Here is an 18,120-nt window from a genome sequence, read left to right as displayed (position 1 = left end):
CGGATGAACGACGACGACACGACCTTCGACGCGGCGCTGGTCCACCGGCTGTCCCGGCCGGCCCGGCGGCCCGGACTGGTCGACCTGGGCCAGGCCCGATCCGTGCTCACCCGCCACCACACCATGCCGGCGGGGCTGCCGCTGGCCGAGGTCGCCGCGCGCTACGTCGACGTGGCTGCGCAGCAGCACGCCGGGCCGGCGGCGCCCATCGTGTACGCGCGACCCGCGCCCCCGCCGTCCGTCGGGCCTGCCCCGGTCGGCGCCCGGACGGCAGGCCCGGCTGCTCGGGCCGCCACCCCCGCCGGTACGGCGACGGTGGCGGCCGGACCGGCACCGACGGAGACCGGGCCAACCGCCCCGGTGGACCCTGTACCGGTCGTGGTCGCCCGCCGCCCCTCCGTCGACGACCGCCCCTCCGTTGACGGCCGCCCGTCCGGCCCGGCCGGCGGACCGCCCGTCGGCGCGTCCGGCCCGCTGGTACCGGCGCGTCCGGCCGCCGAGCCGAACCCGGTGTGGACCGCGGCCGGTTCCGCAGTCGCCGGCCGGCCCACGCCGCCGGTGACCTCCCTGCCCGCCGCCGGCCGGCCGCTGACGATCCAACGCAAGGCGGTCGCCGCGACCCTGTCCACCGGTGGTCCGGGGGCCGGCCCCGCAGGACGGCCGGCATCGACTGGCCTGGCTGCTGCGACGGGCGCCCCGGGCGTGACGGCCCGGCCGCGCCCGACCGCCGTGCCGGGGCCGGCGGTCACCGACCCGGCCGACTGGAGCGAGTTGACCGGTGCCCCGGGCCGAGCCGCCAGTGGACCTCATCTGACCTTCCGCGTCCCGGCAGCGCCGGACCGCCCCGCCCGGCCGGCAGCCGGAGTGCCGTCCGTCGCCCGACAGCGGCCGCCTGCCAGCGCCCCGGTCCAGGTGGTCACCGCGCGGCCGCCGGCGGCCCGACCGGTGCCACAGCTTCCGCTGTCCGCGGTGGCTGCTGTCGCGCCGGTCCACCCGGTCCCTGGCATCGTCGGCGTACCGTCGGTGGCCGGTAGGCCGTCCCACCCGTCGATGGTCGGCCCCGCGCGAGCGGCGACCGGGCATCGCGCTGTCGGTGCCGGCGGCCGCGGACCCGGTGCGCCTGACGTCGGCGGGCAGCGGCCGGGCGCTCCGGTGGTCGATCCGCCCCGTCCCGACCGTGGCGTGCCGCAGCTGCCTGTTCAGCCGGCCCCGCGGGTCGACGTCGGGCAGGTCACCGAACAGGTGCACGGCCGGATCATGCGCCGGTTGGCCGTCGAGGCGGAGCGTCGGGGGGTGCGGCGGTGAGCCTCAACAAGGCGGGTCTGGCCAACGCGCTGCTCGGGTTCGGCCCCGGTGGCGGAGGACTGCAGAAACTGACCATCGCCCACGACGGCGCGGATTTTGATCGCAACGGCCCGATCGAGGCGCTGTTCAATCCACACGAGATCACCCGGTCGCGGTCGGTCAGCTGGTACGCGCACGAGAGCGCCGGCAAGGGCAGCGCGTGGACGTGGAGCGGGCTGCAGCAGGAGTTCGCGGCCATGCAGCCCGCGACGCTGTCGCTCGAGCTGTTCTTCGACACCTACGAGTCGAGAGCGGAGTCGTCCATGTGGGCCCGGGCCACCTCGATGGTGACACCACCCAATCCGTTCCAGACCGGCGACGCGACCGACGTGACCGTGCTGACCGGCCGGGTGTCCCGGCTGGCCGAGTTCGACAAGGAGTTGCACCGGCCGCCGTTGTGCACCCTGTCCTGGGGTGCCTTCGCCGACATCTTCACCGGCGTGCTCACCCAGATCAGCGAACGGTTCACCATGTTCCTGCCCGACGGCACGCCGGTGCGGGCGACCGTTTCGTGCAGCTTTGTGGAGTCGCTCACCGACGCGCAGCTCAAGGAGCGTGAGCTGCACTCGTCCGACGTGCACAAGACGTGGGTGGTGCGGCGCAACGACACGTTGCACAGCATCGCCGCCGCCGAGTACCGGGATCCGCGCCTGTGGCGGCACATCGCCTCGGCCAACGGCATCGTCAACCCCCGTGACCTGCGTCCCGGCACGGTGCTGACCATCCCGCGGTTGAGCTGAGCGGAGAACCAGGTGATGCAGACTGCCGAGTCGGGGCCGGACTTCGAGATCCGGTGCGGTGGCCGGCGCCTGCCGCCGGAAGCCCACAAGGACGTGGAGTCGGTGACCGTGCTGGAGGACCTGAACGCGCTGAGCATGTTCACCGTGACGTTGAAGAACTGGGACGCGGACCGGCTCGCGGTGACCTGGTCGGACTCGACGCTGTTCGCGGTCGGCACCGAGGTGCGGATCGCACTCGGGTATGTGAAGGACCTGCACCTGGCGATCATCGGGGAGATCACCAGCCTGGAGCCGTCGTTTGTGGAGGGCCGTCCGCCGATGCTGACCGTCCGGGGCTACGACCTGCGTCACCGGTTGGCCCGCCGGCAGCGGACCAGGACCTTCACCCGGACCAGGGACAGCGCCATCGCCCGCCAGTTGGCCGAGGCGGCCGGTCTGCGTGCCGACGTGACCGACACCGGCACCGATCTCGACTACGTGCTGCAGAACAATGAGACCGATCTGGAGTTCCTGCAGCGGCGGGCGGGACTGATCGGGTACGAGATCCATGTACGGGACAAGGTGCTGACCTTCCGGCCGCCGCAGCACGGCCGGTCACCGGCGGCGAAGCTGCACGTCGGTGACGACATCTCCCAGTTCACCCCCCGGCTGCGCACGATGGGCCAGATGGCCGAGCATTCCGTGCGGGGCTGGGACGTGACCGGTAAGAAGGCCGTCGTCGCCGTGGCCGGCTCCGGTCCCGGACCCACCACGACGGGCGCGGTGACCGGCCCCCGGCAGGTCGGCCGGGTCTTCGGCAGGACCAGGTCGACCAGGGTGGACCTGTCGGCACCGAACCAGGCCCGTGCCGACGAGCTCGCCCGGGGGCAGTTCGACGACCTGGCGTTGAGCTACGTCACCGGCGAGGCCGAGTGCGGTGGACAACCTCGGCTGCACGCCGGTGAGGTGGTGCGGATCGAGGGGGCGGGCGCGACGTTCAGCGGCGACTACTACGTCGTCTCCGTCAGCCATGCGGTGACCGCCGCGCACGGCTACCGGTCCAGCCTCGAAGTACGGAGGAACGCGGCGTGACGGACGTCTACCACCAGTTGGTCGGTCGGGAGCCGGCCTACCCGGACGGGCGGTACCACGGGGTGGTGATCGGTATCGTCACCAACAACAGCGACCCGGACGGTCTGGCGCGGGTCAAGGTGGCGCTGCCCTGGCTGGCCGACGACGTCGAGACCGACTGGGCGCGGGTGGCCTCGCCGATGGCCGGCCCCGGCCGCGGCTGCTACTTCCTGCCCGAGGTCGGCGACGAGGTCCTGGTCGCCTTCGAACACGGCAACCCGGAGATCCCCTACGTCGTCGGAGGGTTGTGGAACGGCAGGGACGCCCCACCGGTCGACAACGGCGACGGCAACAACGACGTACGGGTGATGGTCTCCCGCAGCAAGCACGTGATCCGGCTGATCGACACCAAGCAGGACGAGCGGATCGAGATCGTCGACGGCAGCGGCAGGAACAGCATCGTCATCAGCACGAAGGACAACCAGATCACCGTCACCGCCGACGCGGACGTGGTGATCTCCGCCGGCGGCCGGTTGCGGCTGGCCGGCGCGGGCGTCGAGATCACCTCCACGGCCGATGTCAAGGTCGAGGCGAAATCCGCGCTCGCGGTGAAGTCCAGCGGCCAGCTGGACATCAAGGGCAGCCAGGTCAACATCAACTGAATGGGGGGTGAGATCACATGGGACAGTTCGCGGCGAAGCAGGGTGACCGGGTCAACGCGACCGACATCCACGTCGTCATGGTGCCCGGGGCACCCGCGCCGACTCCTACACCGTTGCCGCATCCCTTCACCGGGATCATCAACGGCGGGCTGAGCGCCGATGTCAAGATCATGGGGAAGCCGGCGGCGGTGGCCGGCTCCACCGCCGAGAACACCCCGGCGCACGTACCCACCGCGCCCGGCACGTCGTTTCAGAAACAGCCGTCGAACACGGCCACCCTCGAAGGCGGCAGCGCGACCGTGAGGATCAACGGAAAGCCGGCGATCAGGTCCGGTGACCTCGCGTCGACCTGCAACGATCCGCAGGACCTGCCCAGCGGCGCGGTCCTGGCCACGGGTACGGTGACGATCGGGTGACCAGCGCGGTGAACCACGGATTCCTCGGCACCGGCTGGGCGTTCCCACTCGGCTACGAGCCGGGGCAGGGCATCCGGCTCAGCGACGACGGCGCGGCCCTGATCCGCCAGTCGATCGGGCTCATCCTCGGCACCGCGCCCGGTGAGCGGGTGATGCGGCCGGACTTCGGCTGCGGCATCCACGACCTCGTGTTCGACGTCAACGACGTCGGCACCGCCGGGCGGATCAGCCGGTCGGTGCGGGAGGCACTGGCCCGCTGGGAACCACGGATCGACGTGCTGGACGTCTATGCCGCACCCGACCCCGACGACCGGCGCCGCCTACTCATCGAAATCAACTACCAGGTGCGTTCGACCAACAGCCGGTTCAATCTCGTCTACCCCTTCTACCTGGCATGACCGGACAGCCCCCACCCATCGACCCCCGCGACCGCGAGGCGCTCGCCGCGCAGACCGCCGCGCTGGCGACCCGGTACAGCGGCTGGCGGCCGCCCACCGACGGGCGGCGGGACGCCGGTCAGGCGCTGATCGGCATCTTCGCCCGCTACGCCGAACTGGTGGTGCAGCGGCTGAACCAGGTGCCGGAACGTGACTACCTTGCGTTTCTCAACCTGATCGGGACCCGGCCGGCGCCGCCGCGTCCGGCCCGCGTGCCGCTCACCTTCGCTCTGGCCCAGGGCAGCCAGACCGAAGCGGTGGTCCCGGCCGGCACTCAGGTCGCGGCCACCCCGCGCGACGGCGAGGACGACGAGGTCGTCTTCGAGACCGTGACCGATCTGGTGGTCACCCCGGCCCAGTTGCGGACCGTACTGGTCGACGACGCACCGCAGGACGCCTACGCCGACCGCAGCGCCCCGGCCACCGGCCAGCGGGACGAGCCGTTCGACGCCTTCAACGGCGATCAGCCGGTGCCGCACCGGTTCTTCGTGGCCTGTGACCCGGTTCTCGCCGCCGAGGGAACCAAGACGGTCACCCTGGCACTGACCGCCTCGCACGCCGCCCTGCTCGCCGAGTGGCCGATCTCCTGGGCCTACTGGGACGGCGCCCGGTGGCATCCGGTCGAGGCCGGGACGACGCTGTGGGACGGTGCCTGGATGGTGACGTTGGTCGATCTGCCGCCACTGCCTGCGTACGATGTGGACGGCACCACCGCCGGTTGGCTGCGCGCGCAGCTCGACATGCCGATGCCGCAGCCGGTCTCCGGGCTGGCGCTCGACGCCGTCGCGTCCGGCCGTCGGACCCCGCAGACCGCCGTCAACGGGTTCTACCCGTTCGGCGAGAGCAGTCAGGTCCGGTGGTGCTACCTCAGCGTCGGTGTGGTGGTCCCCGGCACGGTGGCCCGGCTCGCGGTCACCCTGGCCCGGCCCGGCACGCCCGCCGACCCGGCGACCCCGGTGCGGCTGGTGTGGTCGTACAAGGTCGGCGACGAATGGCGGCGGCTGGGCGAGTCCGGCACCGCGACGGCGGAGTCCGACGGCGACGCCGCCGGGGAACTGGTCGACAGCACGCTCGCGTTCACCGCCGACGGCGAGGTCAGTTTCCGGGTGCCGGCCGACTGGCCGGCCGAGCTGTTCCAGGGACGGCCGGGCCACTGGCTGCGGGCCGAGATCGTCGACCACGGGGCGACGTACGCCATCCTGCCCCGGCTGGCGGCGTTGTCCGTCGGCTACGACTGGGAACTGCCCGTCGTCACCGGCATCGACGCGCGGGTGCAGACGCCACCGGATCCGGTGGCGTTGCCACAGGCCTTCAGCAACACCAGCCCACTGGACGTGACCAAGGACTTCTATCCCTTCGGCGAACAGCCACGGTTCAACGACACCTGCTATCTGGCGTGCCCGGCGAGCCTGGTCTGGCCGGGTGCGGAACTCGTCGTCGACGTGACGCTGACCAACGGGCCGGCCGACCAGGCGGATCCCGTGGTGCCGCCGGTACGCACCGATGGCGACCCACGACTCGTCTGGGAGGCATGGGACGGCGCGGCGTGGCGGGGGGTGATGGTCGACGATCCGCAGTACGCCTTCACCGACAGCGCCACCGTGACGCTCACCCCACCGGACGGGTTCGCGCGCACCGAGGTGAACGGCGTCGAGGCGCACTGGGTGCGGGTCCGGCTGATCGGCGGCGACTACGGGGTCGCGGCCCACTACACCCGCGACGACGACGGAGGCTACGAACTGGTCGACGCCACCTTCGCTCCGCCGGTCGTCACCAGGTTGTCGTGGCGGTCCCGGGCCGGGCTGGCGGCTGCGGTCCCGGCCCAGGCCTGTGTGACCGAGAACGACTTCCGTCTCGTCACTCACCACCGCGACGGTGACGAGCGGTGGCAGATCACCCCCTTCACCCCCAATCCGCACCGGGACCGAGCTCTCTACCTCGGCTTCGACCAGCCGTTCGACAACCGGCCGGTCACGCTCTACCTGCAGGTCGAACCACCGGCACCCGAGGACGTGGTGGCCGACCGGCTGGCCGGCGCCGACCTGACCGACCGGGCCGACCTGGTGTGGGAGTACAGCGGTGCCGACGGTTGGCGGCCGTTGATCGCGGTCGACGAGACCGGGACGCTGGGCGACCGCGGCGTGGTCCGCTTCGTCGGTCCTCCGGACCTGACCGCCCGGGAGTCGTTCGGTCAGCACCGGTGCTGGTTGCGACTGCGACACCGGCGTGGCGGCTTCGCGATCCCACCACGGCTGCGTCGGGTCTCGCCGAACACGACGTGGGCTACGCAGACGACCACCATCACCGGGGAGATCCTCGGATCGGGCCTCGCCGAGGCCGGCCAGCGGCTGGCCACCGCGCAGACACCGGTGCTGGCCGACCAGCGACTCGTCGTCCGCGAGCCGCAGCGGCCGTCACCGGCGGAGGAGGCCGCGCTCGTCGAGGCCGACGGCGCGGGTGCCGTCACGGCCGCCGACGATGCGGGGCAGGTCTGGGTACGCTGGCACGAGGTGACGGACTTCCACCGCTCCGGGCCAGGGGACCGCCACTACACGATAGACGCCGCCACCGGCGAGATCGGATTCGGTGACGGGCAGGCGGGGCAGGTGGTGCCGATCGGGCAGAACAACGTCCGGATCACCTACCGCACGGGCGGCGGCGAGCGGGGCAACCGACCTGCGGACACCATCGCCACGTTGAAGTCCGCGGTTCCCTACCTGGACTCGGTGACCAACCTCGAGCCCGCTTCCGGCGGGTCCGGCTGGGAGCCGATGGAGCGGGTGCGGACACGGGGGCCCAAGGCGCTACGCCACCGTGACCGGGCGGTCACGGTCGACGACTTCGCGGACCTCGCGTTCGAGTCCTCGGCCGAGGTGGCCCGGGCGCAGGCGGTGTCGCCCAGCGGGTTCGATCCGTTCGACCTGTGGCTGGACCCGGACCAACAGCCGGGCGGTGAGCATCAGCAGGCTGACGCAGGTGGGGTCGGGGTCATCGTGGTCCCGTTCTCCACCGCCGCCCGACCGGTGCCCAGCCTGGGTCTGTTGCGTCAGGTGGACCGGCACCTGCGGGCGCGGTGCGCGCCGACCGTCGGCCTGTGGGTGGCCGGCCCGGAGTGGATCGAGGTGACCGTCACCGCCACCGTGGTGGCCGGCGACCCGACGGCCGCCGGGCTGATCCAGGCGCGGGTCGAGCAGGTCCTGGACCGTTTCCTGCATCCGCTGACCGGCGGACCGGACGGCACCGGCTGGGCGTTCGGCCGCAAGCCGCACCGTTCGGACATGTACGCGGCGGTCACAGCAGTCGACGGGGTCGACCATGTCCGCGAACTCGAGGTGGTGCAGGTGGCCCGGTCCGAGTCGCTCGGCGAGCGGTTGGCGGCGGTCCTCGGCCGTTCGCTGGCGCAGGGCGCGGCCGAGCCGGTTGCCGCGGACCTGACCCGGTGGCTGGCACGTGCGCTGGTCTATTCCGGGCGACACCAGATCACCGTGACCCTTCCAGCGTGAGGACCGCCGTGCCGATTCCGTTGCCGAACCTCGACGACCGCGACTACGACGACCTCGTCGGCGAGGCACGGTCGCTCATCCCGGTCCTGCTGCCGGAGTGGACCGATCACAACCCCAGCGACCCCGGCGTCATCCTGGTCGAGATGCTGGCCTGGTTGACCGAGATGCAGCTGTACCAGGTCAACCAGATTCCGCAGAGCCACACCCGGAACTTCCTGCAGCTGCTCAACGGCCCGGAGTGGACACCTCCGACCACCGGTGGGCTCGACGCCGCCGTCCGGCAGAGCCTGGCCGACCTGCATGAGCGCTACCGGGCCGCGACCGCGGACGACTACGAGTACCTGGTCGGCACGGTATGGCCGGCGCAGCGACAGCCCGCCGGGCCGGACCGGGTGCGGCGGGTCCGGTGCGTGGCGGGTCGTGACCTCGCCGGTACGGATCCGGCCGCTGTCGCCCCGGCACACGTCAGCGTCGTCGTCGTCCCGGCGCCGGGTACGGAGACCGACACCCATCCGGTGCCGACCGAGGAGCTGACCACCGAACTGCACGACTTCCTGGCCCCGCGTCGGCTGCTGACCGTACGTCACCATGTCGTCGGCCCGCAGTACGTCGACATCGGGATCTCGGCCGATCTGGCATTGCGCGAGGATGCTCCGCCGACCGAGGCGCTCGCCGACGCTCGGGCCCGGCTGCACCGGTTCTACGACCCGTTCACCGGCGGTACCGGCGGCACCGGCTGGCCCTTCGGACAGGGAGTCCACCCGTCCGAGGTGTATGCGGTACTCGAGCAGTCACCCCTGCTCGACTACATCGAGAACGTCCAGCTCGCCCTGGTCGGCGCCGGTGGTGGCGTCGGTGCCGGTGACACGGGGGGCAGCGTCGCGCTGGACGTGCACCAACTGCCCCGGCTGGCCCGCCTGGACCTGGTCGGCTACGACGGCTACGGCCGGACCTACCCGCCCGGCGGGGAGGGCGCACGATGAGCCGGTACCTCGATCATCTCCCGGTGATGTTCCGGGAGGACCCGTTCGCCGGCCGGTTCCTGCTGGCCTTCGAGGCGATCCTGACCGGCCGCGACGACGTCGAGGGTCTGGAACAGACCATCGGACGTTCGGCCGACTACATCGATCCGGTGCACACCGGTGAGGACTTCCTGCCGTGGCTGGCCGGCTGGGTGGCGTTGAGCCTTCGCGCGGACTGGGACGTGGACACCAAACGCGGCTTTATCCGGGAGGTCGTGCCGTTGTACCGGCAGCGGGGGACCCTGGCCGGGCTGCGCCGGATGCTGGAGATCTACCTGCGCCCGTTGGCCGACCAGGTGACCCGGGAGGACGTGGTGATCCTGGACGGGTACGACACACCCGCCCACTACTTCCAGGTACAGCTGACTCTCGGCGCCGCCGACGGCGACGAGTTGCGCAGGGTGCAGGAGACCGCACGGGCGATCATCGACCGGGAGAAGCCGGCCCACACGTTCTACGCGCTCAAGGTCGTGGTGCCCACGATGCGGCTGGTCTCCGAGGAGCTGAAGGAACGCGAAGGCGGCAAGCCGGAGCGGCTCGTCCTCAACCGCAACACGTTGCTCGGCACGCGCGACTCGACCTGAAACCGGAGGAGGTCCGATGGCGGACTACACCCAACCTGACGTCGTCTCGAAGCGTGTCCGCTTCTTCGACGGGCAGTTCCTGGAGGACCAGGACTTCATCGACGAGCAGAGGTTCCACCTGGACCGTGAGCGTCGGCAGAGCCGGCTGCTGCGGCTCACCGGCGTCAGCGAGGGCCTGGGCCTGGCCGCCGCGGACGAGCCGTTCCGGGTCACGGTGTCCGCGGGGATGGCGGTCGACGCCCTGGGCCGGCACCTCGTCCTGGCAGCCGCCGCCGAACTGCCGCTGGGTACGGCATTCGCCAACCAGCAGAACGTCGAGGTACGCCTGGCCTACCAGGAGTCCGCGACGGACGTGGGACAGACCGGGGACGGCGGTGTCGGCGCCCGGCGTTGGGAGGAACGTCCGAAGGTGGTGGTGGTCGCCCCGAACGGGACGACGGCGGTCGCTCCCGCCGAGGCGGAGCCCGATCTGGACGGGCCGACGGTGCTGCTCGGTCGAATCACGGTGGCCGACAACGGCGACGTCGCGGTGCACGGCACCACCGCCGAGCTGTCCAGTCTGTCGATGACGGGCGGCATCGGTGTCGGTGTCGCCGCCGGCACCGGTCTCGACGTGGGCGACTTCGATCACCAGGACCGGCATCTGACGTTCCGGGTCGCCGCCGACGACCAGCACCGCAGCGGGGTCCGGTTCTGGGCCGGCGCGACCAACCAGGGATTCTCCGTGGAGTACGACGGACGGTCAGCGGCCGGACGCGGCCTGCACGTGCGAACCCACGAATCGGACGCGGACGGAACGACCAGGCTCTTCATCGGCACCGACGGACATGTCGGCGTGGGCACCGCCGACCCGCGGGACACCGCCGGTTGGGGGCGGGTGGTCGATGTGGTCGGTACCGGGAGCACCAGGCTGTCGGTACGTACGGCGAACGTGGACGGTCGGGTGACGGCGCACGACGGGGGCGTGTTCGGTGCGCCGCCGGGGATGGTCGTCGGCACCGCGACCGGCAGCCCGCTGACCCTCGTCACCGGTCAGGCCGCCCGGCTGAGTATCAACGCCGCCGGGCACGTCGGCATCGGTACCGCCGATCTGTCGGGCGCATTCGGTTGGGGGCGGGTGGTCGATGTGGTCGGTACCGGGAGCACCAAGCTGTCGGTACGTACGGCGAAGGTGGACGGTTGGGCGATGGCGCACGACGCGGGGATGTTCGGTGCGCCGGCGGGGATGATCGTGGGGACCGGGACGGCGAGCGCGTTGACGCTGGTCACCAACCAGGCTGCCCGACTCAACATCAACACGGCCGGCCAGATCGGGGTCGGCACCGTCGCCGTCGCCGGGCATCAGCTGGCGGTCCGGGCCGAGCACCGGCATCTGCTGTTGCGCCGGGAGGCGGGCGAGGTCCAGCCGGGACGGAAGCTCGTCTTCCTGGAGTTGCAGCAGGCCGACACGACCCCGCCGACCGTGTCGCCCACGACGCTCGCCATCCGGTTCCACCACGGCGGCCGGTACGCGTACCAGCTCGAAGTGGACCCGGCCGGTTTTCACTTCCGGGCCGCTGACGGCGAGCCCCGTAGCATCCACGCCGGGCAGGTGACCGCGCAGACGGTGCGTATCGGTGACGTCGTCGTCGGTGAGCGTGAGCTGAGGATCCTGAGGAAGCTGGCTGACAACGAGCTGGTCTGCAAGCTGCGCAACACCTACTACGACAGCTACATCTGGGACAGTGGCCAGAAGCGTGGCGACAGCCCGTACCGGTACGCCCTCACCTGGATCCCGGGGCAGCCGGTCGCCTCGCACACGAAGACCTTCTGGCAGTTCGAAATCTCCGACCAGTGACAGACGACCCACGACGGGACGGATCAGGTATGCGGGAGCAAGTGGAGCAGCGGGTCGCCGAGCTGGAGGCCGAGTTGCGGGCCGGTCAGCAGATGCTCGCCGAGGTGGAGGCCCGGCGGGCCGACATCCAGCAGACCCTGCTGCGGATCACCGGTGCCATCCAGGTGCTCAACGAGTTGCTGGCTGTCGGGCCGTCGGCCGGGCCGGTCGCCGCCGGCACCGCGACGGACGCGGTCGGCACCCCGGCGGCCACCGCCGGCACCGGCACGGCCCCGGGGGCGGTGCCGGACCGGCTGGTGCCCCAGCCGCTGTGATCAGCGGCGGTCGGCCGGGGCGCTGGTCGGGCGGGTCCGCCCGACCAGCCACAGCCGGTGGGCGAACAGGCCCACGTATCCGGCGAGGACCGCGCCGAGCAGGGTGAGCGCGCCGCCGTCGGCGCCGGTGCGGGCCGCGTCGAGCAGGACGCCGAGCATCGCCGCGCCGACGATCAGCGAGACGTGGTTGGAGGCCCAGAAGACCACCGGGGTCATCCGTCGCGGGTCGAGGTCGCGCATGTCGCCCCGGCACAGCCGCAGCACCAGCCAGCCGGAGATCGCCGCGGTCGCCGTCATCGGTGCCCAGACCAGCCAGGGTACCCAGCCGGCGAGGGCGGAGCCGGTCAGCGCGGCGTAGGCGACCGGTTGGGCGGTGACGATGACGCGTACCGCCCGGCCGTAGCCGATGATGACCGGGATCGTGCGCTTGCCGACCTGCTTGTCGGAGCGGCGGTCGCCGAGGTTCATCACCATCATCCGTACGGTCTGCAGCAGCGCGGTCGGAGCGAGGACCACCAGCAGCAGGACCGGCACGGTGCCGGTCTGCAGCAGCACAGCGACAATCGGCCACAGCCCGTTGAGGATCGCCGCGACGGTCACCTCACCCAGGCCGCGGTAGTTGAACCGGCCGGGCGGCGCGGTGTAGAACCAGGCCAGCACGACGGCGGCGGTGGCGGCCAACCGGGTCGGCCAGTCCGGCATCGCGACGATCATCAACTGTGCCACGGCGGCCAGGACGAATGCGGTGCCCAACGCCACCACCGGTGGCACCAGCCCGTCGACGAGTGCCCGGCTGCCGCCGGTCCACGGGGTGAAGTAGACGTTGGCCCGGTCGGCCGCGAGGTCGAAGTACTCGTTGCAGTAGTGCGTCATCAGGTGGACCGTCCAGGCGAACAGTTGCGCCAGGACGTACCAGCCGAGGTGCAGCGGATAGCCCTGGTGCACCGAGACCGCCACCGCGAGCCCCACCGGGAGCAGGTTGTAGAGCAGGAAGCGCAGCCGGGCCAGCCGGATGAACCCGTGCCAGTCGGTCCGGCCGGTCTGGTCGGCGCGTTCCCCGACCGGCGGGTCGGTGGTCGGTCGGCTCGTCACAGTCATCGTCGGGCACGCCTTCTGTAGTCGGGTCGTCACCCGATCCTGGTGGAAAAGTGTTACCGGACGGGACCAATGGATGTAGACCCTGGTAAATGTCCCAGGTTGCCGCCCGACGTGGCGGTCGGCGAGGTACGTTCGGCGCAACGGCCATTGTGGGCGACGAGCGGGCGGCGTCCGGCTTACGGCACCAGGTGGATGCGGACTCGGCGGGCGGCGACTGCGGCGTCCTGCAGTACGGCGAGCCGTGGCTCGGGGCAGTCCAGCAGGTGCGGGTGGCGCAGCGGCAGCAACGGTGCCAGCCGCCGGTCGGCGAGGACCGCGTCGACCATCAACCGGTCGCCGCCGCAGACCAGTGCGCCGATCGGCTCCTCGGCGTCGGCGGTGCCGTACGGCAGCAGCACCCGGGCCACGACGTCGGCGGCCCGGTTGGCCGCCGCCGTCGCCTGGTTGTCGCGCCGCCGGGCGTACCGCTGCTGTGATTGCCCGCCGGCGGCGGTGCGTCCCTGCACATAGTGCCGCTCCACCTTGGACACGACGACGGCGGTGCCGTCGACGACACCGGCCGCCACCGCACCCTTGCGGGCCAGCAGCAGGCCGATGCGCGGCGGCCGGATCAGTGCGGTGAGCAGACCGTCGACGTCGTTGATCCCGTCGAAGCCGGGCGGCGGGTGCAGGGTCGCCGTGTCGCCGTTGCTGGCCCCGGTCAGGGTCAGGCTGTCCTCGGCGGCGCCGTCGTGCCGGCCGTAGAAGCCGTCCAGCCAGCCCCGCAGACGCTCCGGGGAGATCTCCACCCACCGGCCGCCGCCGGCCGCCGGCCGCGCTCCGCGCATCCGCTCAGTTCCCCGGTACGGCGAGCGAGTCGGCCAGCTCGCGGCCACGTCCGATCAACTGCTCCAGCCGCTCGGTGAGCCGGTCGACGTCCGGCCGGTCGGCCCGGTCGGCGGCGACGATGTCGGCAAGCAGGTCGGTGTAGTCCATGGTGAGTCGACGGTACCGCCGGACGAAGTCACCTCGCTCCCCGGTGCCACCGACCGCGTCTTGGTTGCCGCCGGCCGCGCCTCGTTGCGCCCGCGCGCACCGGCGGTGCAGGTCGATGATCTGCTGGCCGAGCACGGCGGCGGCGAGGTTCTGCGCCCGGGTGAGCAGCTGCTCCGCCTCGGCGACCGGCCGGGGCGCTGCGTCGCGGCTGACCGTGGCCGCGTCGATCGCGGATCTCGCCGTCGACCAGCAGACGCGCCGGGCGCGCTGGGCGCCCGACGTCGGGGCAGCGTCGCCGTGAGTATCCGGCGGCCATCAGCACGGCAGCCCGACCGGCCACACCAGCCAGGACCATCCCATGGTCGGCCCACCCCCATGATCGAATCGTCGGACTGCCGCGATCCTGCCCGACCGGTGCCAGCTGCCCGGTCGCGGCGCGGCCCAGCTCAGCGGTGCCGGTGACCGACGACACAGCCGGCAGATGGGGGAAAATGCGTCGGCGGCGCGAGTTGGGACGTTTTAGCCTGGGCGGGTGCCGCCGTTGATCCCCCACCCCGATCCGGGTAGTCCCGAGATCCGGGGGCCGGTGCGCTACCTGTGGTGGCTGGTGTGTCGCCAACCGTGGCGGGTGCTGCGCGGTGCCCTACTCAGTACGGTCTGGATGGTCGGTCTGGCCGGCCGGCCGTACCTGGTGGCCCGGGCGATCGACGACGGACTGCGCCCCGGCCGGTGGGCCGTACTGGCATGGTGGGTCGGTGCCGTCCTGGCCGCCGGGGTGCTGATCTCCGTGGTCGGTGTGTTTCGGCACCGCACGATGACCTACATCCGCGAGGACGCCACCGCCCGGTCCGCCGGGGTGCTGTCGCGGCAGCTGGCGCGCATCGGCGCGGTCCTGCCCAGCCGGCTCGCCACCGGCGAGGTGGCCACCGTCGGCGGCACCGACATCACCCACACCTCGCACGTGCTCACCCTGACCGGGCCGGGCGTCGGCGCGGTGCTGGCGTACCTGGTGGTCGCGGTCCTGCTCTGGACGGTCTCGCCGGTGCTCGCAGCGGTCATCCTGATCGGCGTGCCGGTGGTCGCGGCGCTGCTCGGCCCGCTGCTGCGCCGGTTGGACCGGGCCGAGCAGACCTATCGGCGGGAACAGGGCCAGCTCACCGCCCGTGCCGGTGACATCGTCGCCGGGCTGCGGGTGCTGGCCGGGGTCGGCGGTCGGTCCCTGTTCGCCGACCGCTACGTGGCCCACTCACAGCGGCTGCGTGGGCACGGCTACCGGGTCGCGGCGGTGAACAGCTGGATCGAGGCGCTCACCGTCACCGTCCCCGGGCTGTTCCTCGCCGCCGTGGTGTGGCTCTCCGCCCGGATGGCGGTCGCCGACGAGATCACCATCGGGGAGCTGGTCGCCGTCTACGGGTACGTGGCCGCGCTGACCGTCCCGGTCTGGTTCCTGCAGGAGGGCAGCTACCAGTTCATCCGGGGCCGGGTCGCGGCCCGCCGGATCGTGGCCCTGCTGCGGCTCACCCCCGACCCGGTGACCAACCTGCCGGCGCGGCACACCTCCGCCGCTCCGCCGCAGCCGGCCGACCTGCACGACCCCGACAGCGGATTCACCGTGCCGGCCGGCCGGATCATCGGGGTGGCGACCGACGACCCGGGCGACGGGCAGGCCCTGGCCGACCGGCTGGGCCGGTTCCGCCGGTCCGGGGTGACCTGGGGCGCGGTGCCGCTGGGCGCGGTCGCACTCGACGAGGTGCGGGCCCGGATCCTGGTCGCCGACCACGACGCGTACCTGTTCGCCGGCACGCTGCGGCAGATCCTGCAGGGTGCGCGGGCCGGCGAGCCGGACGCGGCCGGTGACCGACAGGTGCGGGCGGCGCTCCGGGTCGCGTCCGCCGACGACGTCGTGACGTCGCTGCCGGACGGACTGGCGACGCAGATCGGCAGCCGCGCCCGTACCCTCTCCGGCGGTCAGCGGCAGCGGGTCCGGCTGGCCCGGGCGTTGCTGGTGGAGCCGGAGATGCTGATCCTGATCGAGCCGACCTCGGCGGTCGACGCACACACCGAGGCGCGGGTCGCCGACCGTCTGCGCACCGCGCGGGCCGGCCGGACCACGGTGCTGATCACCACGTCCCCGCTGCTGCTCGCGGCCACCGACACGGTGACGTACCTGCGGGGCGGTCGGGTCGTCGGGACCGGTAGCCACGCCGACCTGCTGGCCGGCGACCCGGGCTACCGGGCGCTGGTCGCCCGGGGCGGCGAGCTGGCTGACGTCGCAGGCCCGGCCGGCGGGTCGTCGCCCGGGGCGGGGCAACCGTGACCGCCTCCGGGCCAGCGGGCGCGCCGGCCACCACCGGGCCGTCGGCCGGTCGACTGCCGGTGGCCGATCCGGGTGCCGTCCGGCGGGCGACCGGTGACCTGCTCGGCCAGCAACGCTGGGTGGTCGCCGGCATCCTGGTGCTGCACGTCGGCGCGGCCCTGGCCGGTCTGGCCGGGCCGTGGCTGCTCGGCCGGATCGTCGACGTGGTCACCGTCGGCGCGTCGGTGGCCGCGGTCGACCGGCTGGCGGCGGCACTGGTCGGCTTCGTCCTGCTGCAAGGGCTGCTCACCCGCTTCGCCCGGTACGTCGGGCTGCGCTTCGGTGAACGGGCGGTCGCCCGGCTCCGCGAGGACTTCGTGCACCGCGTCCTCGGGCTACCGGTGTCGGTGGTGGAACGGGCCGGCACCGGCGACCTCGCCACCCGCAGCTCCAGCGACGTCGCCACGGTCGGCACGATGGTCCGCGATGTGGTGCCGGTGGTGGTGATCGCCACCGCACAGCTGGGCCTGCTCTTCGGCGCGGTGTTCTGGCTGCATCCGCTGCTGGGCCTGGCCGGCCTGATCGGACTGCCGTCGATCCTGGCGGTGACCCGGTGGTATCTGCGTCGGGCCCGGCCGGCCTACCTGACCGAGGGCGCGGCGATGGCCGCGTTGACCGACACGTTGACCACCACTGCCGACGGCGCCCGTACCGTGGAGGCGCTGCGGCTGGGCGACGAACGGATCCGCGCGGGCCGCGCGCGGATCGCCGACCTGTGGGCTGCCCGGCGGGCCACCCTCGCCCTGCGTTCGGTGTACTTCCCGGTGGCCGAGGCCAGCGTCGCGTTGCCGGTCGGCGCCGCGTTGCTGGTCGGCGGGCTGCTGCTGCACCGGGACGCCGTCACCCTCGGGGCGGTGGTCGCGGCCGCACTCTACCTGCAGCAGGCCGTCGACCCGATGGACACCATCCTGCAGTGGATCGAACAGGCCCAGCGCGGGCTGGCGTCGTACGCCCGGGTGCTCGGCGTCGGGCAGGTGCCGCCGGAGCCGCGCGGCCGGGGTGCGACGCCGACCGGCCGTGAGGTGCGGGTGACCGGTCTGACCTTCGGCTACGGCGGCGGCGTCGACGTGCTGTGCGGCATCGACCTGACGGTGGCCGCCGGGCAGCGGCTGGCGATCGTCGGCCCGTCCGGGGCAGGCAAGTCCACCCTGGCCCGGCTGGTCGCCGGCATCGAGGTGCCCCGCGACGGCGCGGTGCTCCTCGGCGGCTGCCCGGTCATCGACCTCGACCCGGCGCAGCGGCGTCGCCGGATCGCCCTGGTCACCCAGGAACACCACGTCTTCATCGGTACGCTGCGCGACAACCTGCGGTTCGCCGCCCCCGAGGCGTCCGACGAGACGTTGCGCTCCGCGTTGGTCACCGTCGGTGCCGACTGGTACGCCGACCTGCCCGCCGACCTGGACACCTTGCTCGGCGACGGCGCGCTCGACCTGCCGGCCGCGTACGCCCAGCAGGTGGCGCTCGCCAGGCTGGTGCTCGCCGATCCGGACATCCTGATCCTGGACGAGGCGACCGCGGCCCTGGACCCGACCACCGCCCGCCGGACCGAGCAGGCGTTGGCGGCGGTACTGGCCGGGCGGACCGTCATTGCCATCGCACACCGGCTGAACTCGGCCCACGACGCAGACCGGGTGGCGGTACTGGACCAGGGCCGGATCACCGAGCAGGGCAGCCACGACGAGTTGATCGCCGCCGACGGCGCGTACGCTGCCCTGTGGCGCTCCTGGCACGGCTGACCACCTCGGCCGTGGCGTCGGCCGCACCAGTCGGACCACCCGTACC

17 protein-coding genes are annotated in these 18,120 nt (G+C 72.5%); 14 read left to right on the top strand and 3 right to left on the bottom strand.

The window, feature by feature from the left end; translation table 11 throughout:
• The first annotated feature begins 3 nt into the window (after window positions 1-3).
• From O7553_RS17785 to O7553_RS17735, 11 genes are read left to right on the top strand one after another with little or no spacing between them, the layout of a single operon-like run.
• Window positions 4-1,305 carry a hypothetical protein gene (locus O7553_RS17785; RefSeq protein WP_281550860.1) on the top strand — a complete coding sequence of 434 codons (1,302 nt, stop codon included), beginning with the start codon at window positions 4-6 and terminating at the stop codon, window positions 1,303-1,305.
• Window positions 1,302-2,084, top strand: coding sequence for a LysM peptidoglycan-binding domain-containing protein (locus tag O7553_RS17780; protein ID WP_281550859.1), 783 nt, complete (start codon window positions 1,302-1,304; stop codon window positions 2,082-2,084). The genes O7553_RS17785 and O7553_RS17780 overlap by 4 nt, the downstream gene beginning before the upstream one ends.
• A gap of 15 nt (window positions 2,085-2,099) precedes the next feature.
• On the top strand, window positions 2,100-3,155 hold the full coding sequence (locus tag O7553_RS17775; protein WP_281555651.1) for a contractile injection system protein, VgrG/Pvc8 family: 1,056 nt from the start codon (window positions 2,100-2,102) through the stop codon (window positions 3,153-3,155).
• Window positions 3,152-3,796 carry a phage baseplate assembly protein V gene (locus tag O7553_RS17770; RefSeq protein WP_281550858.1) on the top strand — a complete coding sequence of 215 codons (645 nt, stop codon included), beginning with the start codon at window positions 3,152-3,154 and terminating at the stop codon, window positions 3,794-3,796. Before O7553_RS17775 ends, O7553_RS17770 begins: the two co-directional genes overlap by 4 nt.
• A gap of 17 nt (window positions 3,797-3,813) precedes the next feature.
• Window positions 3,814-4,212, top strand: coding sequence for a PAAR domain-containing protein (locus tag O7553_RS17765; RefSeq protein WP_281550857.1), 399 nt, complete (start codon window positions 3,814-3,816; stop codon window positions 4,210-4,212).
• Window positions 4,209-4,610, top strand: a complete 402-nt coding sequence (locus tag O7553_RS17760; protein ID WP_281550856.1) for a GPW/gp25 family protein — start codon at window positions 4,209-4,211, stop codon at window positions 4,608-4,610. Before O7553_RS17765 ends, O7553_RS17760 begins: the two co-directional genes overlap by 4 nt.
• Window positions 4,607-8,152, top strand: coding sequence for a putative baseplate assembly protein (locus O7553_RS17755; protein ID WP_281550855.1), 3,546 nt, complete (start codon window positions 4,607-4,609; stop codon window positions 8,150-8,152). Before O7553_RS17760 ends, O7553_RS17755 begins: the two co-directional genes overlap by 4 nt.
• Window positions 8,149-9,135, top strand: a complete 987-nt coding sequence (locus O7553_RS17750; protein ID WP_281550854.1) for a hypothetical protein — start codon at window positions 8,149-8,151, stop codon at window positions 9,133-9,135. Before O7553_RS17755 ends, O7553_RS17750 begins: the two co-directional genes overlap by 4 nt.
• Window positions 9,132-9,758, top strand: coding sequence for a phage tail protein (locus O7553_RS17745; RefSeq protein ID WP_281550853.1), 627 nt, complete (start codon window positions 9,132-9,134; stop codon window positions 9,756-9,758). Before O7553_RS17750 ends, O7553_RS17745 begins: the two co-directional genes overlap by 4 nt.
• 16 nt (window positions 9,759-9,774) lie before the next feature.
• Window positions 9,775-11,595: a hypothetical protein gene (locus tag O7553_RS17740; RefSeq protein ID WP_281550852.1), complete on the top strand. Its 1,821-nt coding sequence runs from the start codon at window positions 9,775-9,777 to the stop codon at window positions 11,593-11,595.
• Between the two features lie 29 nt (window positions 11,596-11,624).
• Window positions 11,625-11,909, top strand: coding sequence for a hypothetical protein (locus O7553_RS17735; RefSeq protein ID WP_281550851.1), 285 nt, complete (start codon window positions 11,625-11,627; stop codon window positions 11,907-11,909).
• On the opposite strand, the gene O7553_RS17730 is transcribed toward O7553_RS17735, so the two are convergent.
• The 3 genes from O7553_RS17730 to O7553_RS17720 all read right to left on the bottom strand — a co-directional run bounded on the left by O7553_RS17730 (window position 11,910) and on the right by O7553_RS17720 (window position 14,210).
• The gene (locus tag O7553_RS17730) at window positions 11,910-13,007 is read right to left on the bottom strand and encodes a prenyltransferase (RefSeq protein WP_281550850.1); all 1,098 of its coding nucleotides are present in this window, start codon (window positions 13,005-13,007) and stop codon (window positions 11,910-11,912) included.
• Window positions 13,008-13,183: 176 nt separating this feature from the next.
• Window positions 13,184-13,834 (bottom strand): acVLRF1 family peptidyl-tRNA hydrolase, encoded by a 651-nt coding sequence (locus O7553_RS17725; RefSeq protein ID WP_281550849.1) that lies wholly within the window; start codon window positions 13,832-13,834, stop codon window positions 13,184-13,186.
• Between the two features lie 4 nt (window positions 13,835-13,838).
• Complete coding sequence (locus O7553_RS17720; RefSeq protein ID WP_281555650.1) at window positions 13,839-14,210, bottom strand: DUF6403 family protein; 372 nt, start codon at window positions 14,208-14,210, stop codon at window positions 13,839-13,841.
• Between O7553_RS17720 and O7553_RS17715 the strand changes: the two genes are divergently transcribed.
• The 3 genes from O7553_RS17715 to O7553_RS17705 all read left to right on the top strand — a co-directional run bounded on the left by O7553_RS17715 (window position 14,143) and on the right by O7553_RS17705 (window position 18,074).
• On the top strand, window positions 14,143-14,283 hold the full coding sequence (locus O7553_RS17715; RefSeq protein WP_281550848.1) for a hypothetical protein: 141 nt from the start codon (window positions 14,143-14,145) through the stop codon (window positions 14,281-14,283). The two genes, O7553_RS17720 and O7553_RS17715, sit on opposite strands and share 68 nt — an antisense overlap.
• A 327-nt stretch (window positions 14,284-14,610) precedes the next feature.
• Window positions 14,611-16,299: an ABC transporter ATP-binding protein gene (locus O7553_RS17710; RefSeq protein WP_281555649.1), complete on the top strand. Its 1,689-nt coding sequence runs from the start codon at window positions 14,611-14,613 to the stop codon at window positions 16,297-16,299.
• Window positions 16,296-18,074, top strand: a complete 1,779-nt coding sequence (locus O7553_RS17705) for an ABC transporter ATP-binding protein (RefSeq protein WP_281550847.1) — start codon at window positions 16,296-16,298, stop codon at window positions 18,072-18,074. The genes O7553_RS17710 and O7553_RS17705 overlap by 4 nt, the downstream gene beginning before the upstream one ends.
• The last annotated feature ends 46 nt before the right edge of the window (window positions 18,075-18,120 follow it).

The sequence above is a fragment of the Solwaraspora sp. WMMA2059 genome, assembly GCF_027497315.1.
In the GTDB taxonomy this organism is placed as follows: domain Bacteria; phylum Actinomycetota; class Actinomycetes; order Mycobacteriales; family Micromonosporaceae; genus Micromonospora_E.
Note: the sequence above shows the minus strand (reverse complement) of the source record. Positions and strands in the feature narration are given on the sequence as shown.

Coding starts and splice junctions, on each gene's coding strand:
- O7553_RS17740 (WP_281550852.1), top strand. CDS start 9,775: ATGGCGGACTACACCCAACCTGACGTCGTCTCGAAGCGTGTCCGCTTC.
- O7553_RS17775 (WP_281555651.1), top strand. CDS start 2,100: ATGCAGACTGCCGAGTCGGGGCCGGACTTCGAGATCCGGTGCGGTGGC.
- O7553_RS17725 (WP_281550849.1), bottom strand. CDS start 13,834: ATGCGCGGAGCGCGGCCGGCGGCCGGCGGCGGCCGGTGGGTGGAGATC.
- O7553_RS17745 (WP_281550853.1), top strand. CDS start 9,132: ATGAGCCGGTACCTCGATCATCTCCCGGTGATGTTCCGGGAGGACCCG.
- O7553_RS17755 (WP_281550855.1), top strand. CDS start 4,607: ATGACCGGACAGCCCCCACCCATCGACCCCCGCGACCGCGAGGCGCTC.
- O7553_RS17730 (WP_281550850.1), bottom strand. CDS start 13,007: ATGACTGTGACGAGCCGACCGACCACCGACCCGCCGGTCGGGGAACGC.
- O7553_RS17765 (WP_281550857.1), top strand. CDS start 3,814: ATGGGACAGTTCGCGGCGAAGCAGGGTGACCGGGTCAACGCGACCGAC.
- O7553_RS17785 (WP_281550860.1), top strand. CDS start 4: ATGAACGACGACGACACGACCTTCGACGCGGCGCTGGTCCACCGGCTG.
- O7553_RS17735 (WP_281550851.1), top strand. CDS start 11,625: ATGCGGGAGCAAGTGGAGCAGCGGGTCGCCGAGCTGGAGGCCGAGTTG.